Source organism: Cupriavidus sp. D384, assembly GCF_001652915.1.
In the GTDB taxonomy this organism is placed as follows: domain Bacteria; phylum Pseudomonadota; class Gammaproteobacteria; order Burkholderiales; family Burkholderiaceae; genus Cupriavidus.
This window is the reverse complement of sequence record NZ_BBQI01000017.1, coordinates 148,883-160,594: the sequence shown is the minus strand read 5'-3', so window position 1 is coordinate 160,594 and position 11,712 is coordinate 148,883. Positions and strand designations below refer to the sequence as shown.

Below are 11,712 nucleotides of genomic sequence, written 5' to 3'. Positions count from 1 at the left end.
CGGATCAGGCGGCCTGCGCGGGCTTGTCCAGGGCGGCGGACGCCTCCGGCCGCGGCCGCGCACGCAGTTGCTCCGCGCGATGGCTGTAGTGCATCCAGACCAGGCTTACGCAGACCGTGCCGTACATCAGCATGAAACAGCTGCTGCGGATGCCGGTCAGGTCCGCCAGCGCGCCAAACAGGATCGGCAGGATGAAGCCGCCCAGGCCGCCAGCCAGGCCCACCACGCCGGACACCGCGCCGATGTTGTGGGTGAAGTCGTTCGAGATGAACTTGAAGACCGAGGCCTTGCCGATGGCGAAGGCGATGCCCACCACGAACATCAGGATCGTGAACACGGTGGGGGTCAGGGCGATATGGAAGCTCTGCGGGCCGGTGACCGTGTGGATCACGAAGTCGGTCTTCGGGTAGCTGAGCAGGAAGAAGCCCACCCAGCTGACCCACATCACCCACCACGTGGTGCGATGGGCGCCGTAGCGGTCGGAGATCCAGCCGCCGATGGCGCGCAGCACACCGCCGGGCAGCGAGAAGCAGGCGGCCAGGAAGGCGGCGGTCTTGATGTCGAAGCCGTACTCGCCGATGTAGTACTTGGTCATCCACAGCGACAGGCCCACGTAGCCGCCGAACACCACCGAGTAGTACTGCGAGTAGCGCCACACGCGCGGGTCGCGCATCACGGCCAGCTGGGCGCGGAAGCTCGTGGCCGACGTCGACCGGTGTGCCGGGTTGCTGCGCGAGAACAGGAAGAAGACGATGGCCGTGACCAGCATCGCCACCGAGTAGACCTTCGGTACGATTTCCCAGGTACCGGCGGCCAGGATCAACGCCGGAGCCACGAACTTGGTGAGCGCGGCACCCGAGTTGCCGGCCCCGAAGATGCCCATTGCCAGCCCCTGGCGCGAACGCGGGAACCAGCGCGCCACATACGGCGTGCCCACCGAGAACGACCCGCCGGCCAGCCCGACGAACAGGCCCAGTACCAGCAACTGCCAGAGCGTGTGGACATAGGAAATCAGCCAGATCGGGATGACCGTCAGCAGCATCAGCACGAAGAACACCATGCGGCCGCCGTAGCGGTCGGTCCAGATGCCCAGCGGCACGCGGATCAGCGATCCGCTGAGCACGGGGGTGGCGGCCAGCAGGCCGAATTCCGTGTCGTTGAGACCGAGTTCGTTCTTGAGCGGGATGCCGAGCACCGCGAACATCATCCAGACGGCAAAGCAGATGGTGAACGCGAATGTGCTGGACCAGAGCGTGGTCCAGGCGCCAGGCGGCACGGATTCTGGGGGGTGGGCGGAGTAGGTTGCGGTGGCCATGGCCGGGTTCCGGAGTCACTTTGGAGAGTGATGCCAGAGTAGGCCTGCGGGTCTACGCGGAACATTCGCCGGCCGAAGAGCCGGGAGCGGGCAGAGCTATGCCGTACGTACTAGTTCTTTCGGCATATGCATGCCGGAAAGCCGCGCGGGGCAACGGTTACGGCAGCTATGGCACGGATGGCCGGTGTGGCGGCAAATAGGCTCGCCGCGACATGATCATGATTTGGGTCAATTCGGATGCACAAAGCAAAAGCGGGTGCCGAAGCACCCGCCTTGTCCTGGCTTTCCGACGGTATCAGGCCGACGGCGGCGGCACGTAGCCGGCGGCCTGGTCGGCACCTTCGCCGAAGAAATACTTCTCGGTCTGCTTGAGCAGGTACTGGCGCGCGCGGACGTCGGCCATGTTCAGGCGGTTTTCGTTGATCAGCATGGTCTGGTGCTTGAGCCAGCCAGCCCAGGCTTCCTTCGACACGCTTTGCCAGATCTTCTTGCCGAGGTCGCCCGGCAGCGGCGGGAAGTCGAGGCCTTCGGCTTCCTTGTTCAGTTTGACGCAATGGACCATGCGGGCCATGAGGGACTCCTTTTTCGTGTGGCCGCCATTGTAGCCAAGCTGGGCCGGCGGGGCGGGGCCGGTGGACCATGCCCCTGCGGCGGCTGTTGTCTTTGCGGCGGACGTTTATGGGTGTTGTGGGGTTACAGCTTCTTCATCAGCACCATCGACTTGCGCTGCCAGTTGTACAGCTTGCGCTTGTCTTCCGGCAGGTCGTCCACGGTGGCGTGCACGAAACCGCGCTTCAGGAACCAGTGCTCGGTGCGCGTGGTGAGCACGAACAGCCGGTCCAGGCCCAGCGTGCGGGCGCGGCGTTCGATCCGCTTGAGCAGGCGCTCGCCGTCGCCGGTGCCCTGGGCCTCGGCCGACACGGTCAGGCAGGCCATCTCGCCCATGTTCTCGCGCGGGAATGCGTACAGCGCCGCACAGCCGAACAGCACGTTGTCGTGCTCGATCACCGAGAACTTGTCGATATCGCGCTCGATCAGGTGACGTCCGCGCGGCACGAGCGTGCCGTCGGCCTCCAGCGGCGCGATCAGTTGCAGGATGCCGCCCACGTCGTCGAGCGTGGCCTCGCGCAGGCTTTCCAAATCGGTATCGGACACCATGGTGCCCACGCCATCGTGCAGGAACAGTTCCAGCAGCACCGAGCCGTCCATGTCGAACGGGATCAGGTGGGCGCGCGGCACGCCGCCCCGGAGCGCCTTGACCAGGTGTTCCAGGTAATAGGCCACGTCGGGCGGCAGGTGGTTGTTCTGCAGCCGTTCCACGGCGGTGCGCAGCGACATTTCCTTCATCAGCTTGCCCACGGGGTCGGGCACGCCCGGCACCTCGGTGATGAAAATCAGCTTGTCGGCCTTGAGCGCGCTGGCCGTGGCACTGGCCACGTCTTCCATCGACAGGTTGAACGCCTGGCCGGTGGGGGAGAAGCCCAGTGGCGACAGCAGCACGACCTTGCCGTGCGACAGCGACATGCGCATTGATTCGTCGTCGATCTTGCGTACCAGCCCCGTGTGCTGGTAGTCCACGCCGTTGACGATACCCACGGGCCGCGCCGTGATGAAGTTGCCCGACACCACCGAAAGCTGGGCGCCGGCCATCGGGGTATTCGGCAGGCCCTGGCTGAAGGCCGCCTCGATGTCCAGGCGCAGTTCGCCGGCGGCTTCCTTGGCGCATTCGAGCGCGGCGTTGTCGGTGATCCGTACGCCATCGGCAAACTGCGACTGCACGTTGCGCAGCCCCAGCTGCTCTTCCACCTGCGGGCGCGAACCGAATACCAGCACCAACTGCATACCCATGGCGTGCAGCAGCGCCACGTCGTTGACCAGCGCGTTGAGCACGCCGGCCTTGACCAGTTCGCCGCTGAAGGCGATCACGAAGGTCTTGCCGCGGAACGTGTGAATGTACGGGGCAACCGCGCGCAGCCAGTCGACGAACTGCTGCTGGTCGGGGCCGCTGGCCTCGGCCAGATCGGCGCCGGCCGTGGCCGACGGAATGGGCGTGGCGGGCTCGGCAGTGGTCATCGGGACGGTGGACGGATCGAGGGGCGAGGGCGAGGCGGCAGGATCGGGGTCCTGCTGCGGGGAGTCGGTTCTGGCGTTCATGCGGCGGATTATAATCCCGGCCAATGTCAGCACAACGCCCCGCCAAGCCCGCCACGGCCAACCCCGCCGAGGCTACCTCCTCCCAGGCCAGCCAGAACCCCGCTTCACGTGAAGCGGGCGGTGGTGCTCGGCCGCAGGAACCTGCGCCAAAACCGGCGCAAAGACCGGCACAGCAACCGCCGCAAAAGGCATCGCAGGGGCAAAAGCCGCCGCAGTCGCCTCCCCAGCCGCGTCAGCCCCGGCCGCCGCGCCCTGAAGGCGCTGCGCGTTCGCCGCGTCCCGATGGCGGCCAGCCCGGGTCGCAGCAGGCAGGCGGCCAGCGGCCCCCGCGCCCGGACGGCCCGCCCCGGCCGCCGCGCCCTGAGGGCGGGCAGCGCCAGGCGCGCCCGGAAGGCAGCCAGCGTCCGCCCCGGCCGGAAGGCGCCCAGCGCCCCCCGCGCCCGCCCCAGCCGGTGCGGCTTGCCAACCCGCTGCCCGAGATCACGTTCCCCGAGGCCCTGCCGGTATCGGCGCGCCGCGACGAGATCGCGCAGGCGCTGCTGGCCAACCAGGTGGTGATCGTCTCCGGCGAAACCGGCTCGGGCAAGACCACGCAGCTGCCCAAGATCGCGCTGTCCATCGGGCGCGGCCCGGCCCGCGAGGGCAAGCCCGGCGGCGGCCTGATCGGCCATACGCAGCCGCGCCGGATTGCCGCCACGTCCACGGCCAAGCGCATCGCGCAGGAACTGGGCACGCCGGTGGGCGAGCACGTGGGCTACCAGGTGCGGTTCAACGACGCCATGTCGGCCGGCGCGTCGGTCAAGCTGATGACCGACGGTATCCTGCTGGCCGAGACGCAGAACGACCCGCTGCTGCGCGCGTACGACACGATCATCATCGACGAGGCGCACGAGCGCAGCCTCAACATCGATTTCCTGATCGGCTACCTGCGCCAGATCCTGCCGAAGCGGCCGGACCTGAAGGTGATCATCACGTCGGCCACCATCGATGCGAAGCGCTTTGCCGAGCATTTCGCGCGCGATGGCAAACCGGCGCCCGTGATCGAGGTCAGCGGCCGGTTGTATCCGGTGGAAGTGCGCTACCGGCCGATCCAGGAAGACAAGCCGGCGCCCGGGCAGATGCCCGCGCCGCGCTCGGAAAAGGCGAAGGAGCGGGATCTGTACGACGGCATCGTCGATGCCGTGGACGAACTGTGCCGGCTGGGCCAGGGCGATGTACTCGTCTTCCTGCCCGGCGAGCGCGAGATCCGCGAGGCCGCCGAGGCGCTGCGCAAGCATCATCCGCCGCACACCGAGATCCTGCCGCTGTTCGCGCGGCTGTCCGTGCAGGAGCAGGAGCGCGTGTTCCGGCCGTCCAACGCCCGCCGCATCGTGCTGGCGACCAACGTGGCCGAAACGTCGCTGACGGTGCCAGGTATCCGCTACGTGGTGGATACCGGCCTGGCGCGCGTGAAGCGCTATTCGTATCGCAACAAGGTGGAACAGCTGCAGATCGAGTCGATCTCGCAGGCGGCTGCCAACCAGCGCGCCGGCCGTTGCGGCCGGGTGGCCGATGGCGTGTGTATCCGGCTGTACGAGGAAAGCGATTTCCTGGGCCGGCCGCGCTTTACCGATCCGGAAATCCTGCGCTCGTCGCTGGCGGCGGTCATCCTGCGCATGAAGGCGCTGCGCCTGACCGATATCGAGGCCTTCCCGTTTATCGAGCCCCCGCTGGGCCGGGCCGTGGCCGATGGCTACCAGCTGCTGCAGGAACTGGGCGCGCTCGACGAGGGCAACCAGCTGACCGGCACCGGCCGCCAACTGGCGAAACTGCCGTTGGATCCGCGCGTGGCCCGGATGATCCTGGCCGCCCGCGACCACCACTGCCTGAAGGAAGTGCTGATCATCGCCAGTGCACTGTCGGTGCAGGACCCGCGCGAGCGTCCGCAGGAAGCCCAGGAAGCCGCCGACCAGGCCCATCGCAAGTTCATGGACGAGAAGTCCGAGTTCCTGGGCTGGGTCAAGCTGTGGAAGTGGTTCGAGGAAGCCGTTGCGCACAAGAAGACCAACCGCCAGCTGCAGGACCAGTGCCGCAGCAACTTCCTGTCGCATGTGCGCCTGCGCGAATGGCGTGATGTGCACTCGCAGCTGCACACCACGGTCAGCGAGCAGGGTTGGCGCCTGAACGAGACCGAGCCGACCTTCGAGCAGCTGCACAAGGCGCTGCTGACGGGCCTGCTGGGCAACGTGGGCCTGAAGCTCGACGAGGCCGATGGCAAGGGGCGCGAATACCTGGGCGCGCGCGGCATCAAGTTCCACCTGTGGCCGGGATCGCTGATCGCGCGCAAGGTGGGCCGCTGGATCATTGCCGCCGAACTGGTGGAAACCAGCCGCCTGTACGCGCGCACGCTGGCCCGCGTGGAGCCCGAATGGGTGGAGCAGGTGGGCCGCCACCTGCTCAAGGTGAGCTGGAGCGAGCCGCACTGGGAGAAAAAGGCCGGCCAGGTGCTGGCGCTGGAGCGCGGCACGCTGTACGGCCTGCCGGTCTACCAGCACCGCCGCGTGGATTTTGGCCCGATGAATCCGGTCGAGGCGCGCGAGCTGTTTATCCGCAGCGCGCTGGTGGAGGGCGAGTTCGACACCCGGCTGCCGTTCTTCGCCCACAACCAGCGGCTGGTGCGCGAGATCGAGAACCTGGAGCACAAGTCGCGCCGGCAGGACGTGCTGGTGGACGATGTGCTGATCTACGCGTTCTACGACAAGGCCATCCCGGCGGACATCCACAACCAGGTGGCCTTCGAGAAGTGGTACCAGGCCGAATCGGCCAGGGACCGCAAGCTGCTGTACCTGAACCGCGACGAACTGATGCGGCACGAGGCGGCCGGCATCACGACCGACCTGTTCCCGAAGATCCTGCCGGTTGCCGGCGTCGACATGGGGCTGTCGTACCACTTCGAGCCGGGCAGCCACCGCGACGGCGTGACACTGACCGTGCCGCTGTACGCGCTGAACCAGGTCAGGCCCGAGCGCGCCGAATGGCTGGTGCCGGGCATGATCAAGGAGAAGGTGCATCTGCTGCTGAAGTCGCTGCCGCAGAAGCTGCGTCGCCATTGCGTGCCGCTGCCCGACTACGCGGCCGGGTTTGTCGACCGCCAGCCCTTTGGCGAAGGCGACCTGCTCGACGTGTTGATTGCCGACGTGCGCGAGCAGACCGGCACGATGATCCGGCGCGCCGATTTCAAGCTGGAAACGCTGCCGGCGCACCACACGATGAACTTCAAGGTGATCGACGAGCACGGTCGCCAGCTGGACATGGGCCGCAACCTGGCCCAGTTGCGCGCGGAGCTGGGCGGGCAGGCGCAGCAGTCGTTCCAGAGCATTGCCGCGCGCGATGTGCCAGCCGCCGAGGCCGGGCAGTACGAGAACCTGACGTCGTGGTCGTTTGGCGAATTGCCGGAGCTGCTGGAAATCCGCAAGGGTAACCAGACGCTGTTTGGCTACCCGGCGCTGGTGGACCGTGGCGACCATTGCGACGTGGAGGTGTTCGACGATCCGCAGGAAGCGGCGCGCGTCCACCATGCGGGCCTGCGCCGGCTGTTTGCGCTGCAACTGCGCGAACAGGTCAAGTTCATCGAGAAGAACATCCCGAACCTGCAGCAGATGGCGATGCAGTACATGACGCTGGGCACGCAGGAAGAACTGCGCAACCAGATCGTGCTGATGGCGCTGGAGCGGGCCTGCCTGCAGGCACCCCTGCCGCGCAACGACGCCGAATTCAGCGCGCGCAAGGAAGAGGGCCGGGCGCGGCTGTCGCTGCTGGCGCAGGAAATTGCGCGGCTGGTCGGCACCATCCTGGCCGAATTCGCATCGCTGCCGCGCAAGTTGCTGCAGGCCAAGCCGTTCGGGTCGGCCTACCAGGATCTGGAGGCACAGCTGGGCCGGCTGATGAACAAGTCATTTGTGATCGATACGCCATACACGCAGTTGGTCCACTATCCGCGCTACCTGAAGGGCATGGTGATGCGGGTGGACAAGCTCAAGGGCGATCCGGGCCGCGACAGTCAACGTATCCAGGAAATGTCGCCGCTGGTGCAGCAATGGCAGCGGGCCGAGAAGCAACTGCGGACCCAGGGCCGGGGGGCGGCCGACGCGCGGCTGGACGAATTCCGCTGGATGCTGGAAGAGCTGCGCGTGGCGTTGTTCGCCCAGGAACTGCGCACGCCACAGCCGATGTCGGTCAAGCGGCTGCAGAAGGTCTGGGAATCGATTCAGCGCTGACCGGTAAAGCGCTGCAATACGGGCGGCAGCGATGGAAAGCGCCGCTCACATGTATCCAAATGTAAGTTACGCTTAAGAATCCGGTCTGCTCGTCATCGCAACCGTCAGACGAAACGTTAGAATGCGCGATTCGTGTAGAAATGGCGGTCTTATGCTTGCATTGCGTCGTGTTGTGGCTGGGGTGGTATCGGTCGGCGCCCTGGCCTTGGCAATGGTCTCCGCGCCCGTGCGCGCGGAAGTGGTGACGATCCTGAACTCTGGTGATGCCAGCGTCACGCTGATCGACAAGGACACCCAGAAGGTTCTGGAGACGTTCCCGATCGGCAAGGAGCCGCACCACCTGATTGCCACGCCCGACGAGAAATCGCTGATCGTTGCCAACGCGGTGGGCAACGACCTGGTCTTCCTGGACCCGGTGACCGGCAAGGTGCAGCAGCGCGTGCCGGGGATCGACGATCCGTACCAGGTGGGGTTCTCGCCCGACCAGAAGTGGTTCATTGCCACCGGCAACCGGCTCGATCGCGTGGATGTCTACCGCTGGGACGGCCATCAGCTCAAGATCGCCAAGCAGTTCCCGCTGGCGAAGACGCCCAGCCATATCGCCTTTACCGCCGACAGCAAGATCGCATTCATCACGCTGCAGGATTCCAACCAGATCGCCGCCATCGACCTGACCACGCTCAACGTGATGTGGGTGATGGAAGCGGGTTCGGCGCCGGCCGGTGTCTGGGTCACGCCTGACCAGAAGTACCTGCTGGTGGGCATGACCGGTGCGGACTACGTGGCCGTGATCGATTGGCGCACGCGCACCGTGGTCAAGCAGATCCAGACCGGCAAGGGCGCGCACAATTTCCGTGCCGTGGGCGACAAGCGCCACCTGTTCCTGACCAACCGCGTGCAGGGATCGATCAGCATCATCGATCAGCAGACGCTGTCGAAGGTGGGCGATATCACGGGCCTGCTGCCCGGCCCCGACGACATGGAACTGACCGCCGATGGCAAGACGCTGTGGGTGACGTTCCGCTGGGCGCGCTCGGTGGGGCTGATCGATGTGGCGAGCCGCAAGATGGTGAAGACGATCCGCGTGGGCAAGTCGCCGCACGGCATCTACTTCAAGACGCGCGCGCCGTTGTATTGATACCGGTTACGACAGGGCTGAGGACAACATGCGCCGGATGATTTCGCGCGTTGCCGCGCTGGCGGCGGCGTCGGTGCTGGGGCCGGTTGCCGGCATGGCGCTGGCCGCAGACGCGGGCCCGCAGGCTGGCGCCTGCCGCGCCGGTACGCTGTACCTGACCTTCGATACCGGCAGCATGAGCCAGGCGGAGCTGATTGCCCGCACGCTGCGCCGGCACCATATCCGCGCCACGTTCTTCCTGGCGAGCGAACCGACCGTCAACAAGGACAATTCCCTGGACCCGACGTGGGCGCCGTACTGGAAGTCGCTGGCCGCGGACGGCCACGCGTTTGGCACTCATACGTTCGACCACGTGTACCTGCGCAGCGTGAAGGGCGGCAAGGTCACCATGCGTCCGCAGTTCGGCGCGCAGGGCGGCCATGACGTGGTGATGGACGCAGCGTCGTTCTGCACCGAGCTGCGCCGCAGCGCCCAGGCATTCCAGTCGATGACGGGCCAGCCGATGGTGCCGCTGTGGCGCGCCCCGGGCGGCCGCACCGCGCCGCAGACGCTGGCCTGGGCCGAGCAGTGCGGATTCAGGCATGTGGGCTGGGCACCGGCCGGGTTCCTGGGCGACGAACTGTCGTCGGAGACATTCCCGAACCGGGCGCTGCTGGACAAGGCGCTGCGTGACCTGCGCGACGGCGATATCACGATGGCCCACCTGGGCATCTGGTCGCGCAAGGACCCGTGGGCGCCTGCCGTTCTCGAACCGCTGCTGACGGGGTTGGAGCAGAAGGGGTTCTGCTTTGCCACCTTGCGCGAACATCCGCTATACAAGAATTGGATCGCGCAGCACGGCGCGGTGGAAGCCGGTGCGCAACCAAATTCCGGGTCGAAACGGTAATGTGGGACGCCTTTACTAACTGGCTCAATCTCTGGGTCGGCCAGATCGAGGCCACGGTATTCCAGGACGTGATCCTGCCCGTGGTCTACAACCTCGGTTTTGGCGGCTATGCGGAGGACGCCTTTACCGGCACCGAATGGTTGCTGGTGGGCGTGGTGCAGATCGCCGTGATGGTGCTCATCCTGGGCCCGCTCGAAAAGCTGCGCCCTGTGGAAGCGGTGACCGACCGCCGCGCCATCCGGACCGACATGTTCTATACGGTGTTCCACCGCCTGGGTGTGTTCCGGCTCGCCATGTTCTTCCTGCTGGCGCCGCTGATGGACGGGCTGGAAGGCCACCTGCGCCTGCTGGGCTGGCAGCGCATCAACGTCGAAGACTGGTGGCCGGGCGTGACGTCGGTGCCGCTGGTCAGCTTCTTCGTCTACCTGCTGCTGTTCGACCTGCTCGACTACTGGTACCACCGGCTGTCGCACACCTACCGCTGGTGGTGGAGCCTGCACGCGGTGCATCACAGCCAGCAGCAGATGACGCTGTGGAGCGACAACCGTAACCACCTGCTGGACGATATCCTGCGCGATGCCGTCTTCGCCACGGCGGCGCTGGCCGTGGGCGTGGAGCCGTCGCAGTACGTGCTGCTGGTGGCGCTGTCGCAACTGCTGCAGAGCCTGCAGCACGCCAACCTGAAGCTGAACTTCGGCTGGCTGGGCGAACGGCTGCTGATCTCGCCGCGCTTTCATCGCACCCACCATGCCGTGGGGCTCGGGCACGAGCGCGCCGGCAGCGATGGCAGGCCGGTGCGGCTGGGTGGCTGCAACTACGGCGTGATCTTCCCGTGGTGGGACATGCTGTTCCGCACGGCCGTCTTCACCGACGTCTACTATCCCACCGGCATTCGCGACCAGCTGCCGCCGCCCACGGGGCGCGGGCGCAACTATGGCGCCGGCTTCCTGTCCCAGCAATGGCTGGGCATCAAGCGGCTTTTGCGTCTGGGGTGATGGGAACGCCCCCTGGGCTGTGCTAGGCTCTGGTGGCTTTCCTGAACACTCTTTTTCGCAGATCGCTGCATGAACGATATCCTTCGCGCGTTTGGGCGCGCCGTGGTCAGCCAGCTGCATCCGCGCATGCTGATGCTGACCGTCATTCCGTTCGTCCTGGCCACGGCCCTGTGGGGCGGCCTGATCTGGTGGGGCTGGGACCCGATCATGGGCACCGCCCGCGCGCTGCTGGAAGGCTCGATGTTCACGAGCTGGATCTATTCCGTGCTCGACTGGGCGGGCCTGCAGTCGCTGCGCAGCGTGGTGGCGCCGCTTTTCGTGCTCACGCTGGCGATTCCGCTGGTCATCGCTTCGATGCTGATCTTCATCAGCCTGTTTTCGGTGCCGGCCGTGGTGAAACACCTGGAGCGCGCCTATCCGGACCTGCAGAAGGCGCACGGCGGCAGCATCGCCGGCAGCGTGTTCCAGGCGCTGGGCAATACTGTCGTGTTCCTGCTGCTGGTGCTGGTCACGCTGCCGCTGTGGCTGATTCCGCCGTTCTTCGCGCTGATTCCGCCTGTGCTGTGGGGCTGGCTGACCTACCGCGTGATGACGTACGACGCGCTTTCCGAGCACGCCACGGCCGAGGAGCGCAAGACGCTGATGAAGCGCCATCGCATTCCGCTGCTGACCATCGGCGTGGTGGTGGGCCTGCTGGGGTCCGCGCCCACCTTGCTGTGGGTTTGGTCGGCTGTCATCATCTTCCTGTTTCCGGTCGTGCTGGCCGGCACGCTCTGGCTCTATGTGCTGATCTTCATCTTCTCGGCGCTGTGGTTCGGTCACTTCTGCCTGCGTGCGCTGGCGGACCTGCGTGCCGAACGGGCCGCAGCCGCGCCGCCATCGGCGTCGCCGCTGCCGGGCGACGTGATCGACCTGGCGCCGTCGGACGTGCGCCAGATCGGCCAGTCGTAAGTCTTCCATCCTGAGTC

The 11,712-nt window shown here is 66.4% G+C and carries 8 protein-coding genes; 5 read left to right on the top strand and 3 right to left on the bottom strand.

Annotated features, from left to right (window positions below; translation table 11 throughout):
- Positions 1-4: 4 nt before the first annotated feature.
- The 3 genes from A9J21_RS08210 to argA all read right to left on the bottom strand — a co-directional run bounded on the left by A9J21_RS08210 (position 5) and on the right by argA (position 3,388).
- On the bottom strand, positions 5-1,315 hold the full coding sequence (locus tag A9J21_RS08210; RefSeq protein WP_066733744.1) for a nitrate/nitrite transporter: 1,311 nt from the start codon (positions 1,313-1,315) through the stop codon (positions 5-7).
- 295 nt (positions 1,316-1,610) lie between these two features.
- On the bottom strand, positions 1,611-1,886 hold the full coding sequence (locus A9J21_RS08205; RefSeq protein WP_066733742.1) for an oxidative damage protection protein: 276 nt from the start codon (positions 1,884-1,886) through the stop codon (positions 1,611-1,613).
- A gap of 122 nt (positions 1,887-2,008) precedes the next feature.
- Positions 2,009-3,388: an amino-acid N-acetyltransferase gene (gene argA / locus A9J21_RS08200; RefSeq protein WP_404851355.1), complete on the bottom strand. Its 1,380-nt coding sequence runs from the start codon at positions 3,386-3,388 to the stop codon at positions 2,009-2,011.
- A 104-nt stretch (positions 3,389-3,492) separates the two neighbouring features.
- On the opposite strand from argA, the gene hrpA reads away from it, so the two are divergent.
- The 5 genes from hrpA (at position 3,493) to A9J21_RS08175 (ending at position 11,695) form a co-directional block, all read left to right on the top strand.
- On the top strand, positions 3,493-7,725 hold the full coding sequence (gene hrpA / locus A9J21_RS08195; RefSeq protein ID WP_082926304.1) for an ATP-dependent RNA helicase HrpA: 4,233 nt from the start codon (positions 3,493-3,495) through the stop codon (positions 7,723-7,725).
- A gap of 151 nt (positions 7,726-7,876) precedes the next feature.
- On the top strand, positions 7,877-8,863 hold the full coding sequence (locus A9J21_RS08190; RefSeq protein WP_066733734.1) for a cytochrome D1 domain-containing protein: 987 nt from the start codon (positions 7,877-7,879) through the stop codon (positions 8,861-8,863).
- Positions 8,864-8,891: 28 nt separating this feature from the next.
- Positions 8,892-9,749, top strand: coding sequence for a polysaccharide deacetylase family protein (locus A9J21_RS08185; protein ID WP_066733731.1), 858 nt, complete (start codon positions 8,892-8,894; stop codon positions 9,747-9,749).
- Positions 9,749-10,744: a sterol desaturase family protein gene (locus A9J21_RS08180; RefSeq protein ID WP_066733728.1), complete on the top strand. Its 996-nt coding sequence runs from the start codon at positions 9,749-9,751 to the stop codon at positions 10,742-10,744. The genes A9J21_RS08185 and A9J21_RS08180 overlap by 1 nt, the downstream gene beginning before the upstream one ends.
- A gap of 69 nt (positions 10,745-10,813) precedes the next feature.
- Positions 10,814-11,695: an EI24 domain-containing protein gene (locus A9J21_RS08175; RefSeq protein WP_066733725.1), complete on the top strand. Its 882-nt coding sequence runs from the start codon at positions 10,814-10,816 to the stop codon at positions 11,693-11,695.
- Positions 11,696-11,712 lie beyond the last annotated feature (17 nt).

Coding starts and splice junctions, on each gene's coding strand:
- argA (WP_404851355.1), bottom strand. CDS start 3,388: ATGACCACTGCCGAGCCCGCCACGCCCATTCCGTCGGCCACGGCCGGC.
- hrpA (WP_082926304.1), top strand. CDS start 3,493: ATGTCAGCACAACGCCCCGCCAAGCCCGCCACGGCCAACCCCGCCGAG.
- A9J21_RS08190 (WP_066733734.1), top strand. CDS start 7,877: ATGCTTGCATTGCGTCGTGTTGTGGCTGGGGTGGTATCGGTCGGCGCC.
- A9J21_RS08205 (WP_066733742.1), bottom strand. CDS start 1,886: ATGGCCCGCATGGTCCATTGCGTCAAACTGAACAAGGAAGCCGAAGGC.
- A9J21_RS08210 (WP_066733744.1), bottom strand. CDS start 1,315: ATGGCCACCGCAACCTACTCCGCCCACCCCCCAGAATCCGTGCCGCCT.
- A9J21_RS08180 (WP_066733728.1), top strand. CDS start 9,749: ATGTGGGACGCCTTTACTAACTGGCTCAATCTCTGGGTCGGCCAGATC.
- A9J21_RS08185 (WP_066733731.1), top strand. CDS start 8,892: ATGCGCCGGATGATTTCGCGCGTTGCCGCGCTGGCGGCGGCGTCGGTG.
- A9J21_RS08175 (WP_066733725.1), top strand. CDS start 10,814: ATGAACGATATCCTTCGCGCGTTTGGGCGCGCCGTGGTCAGCCAGCTG.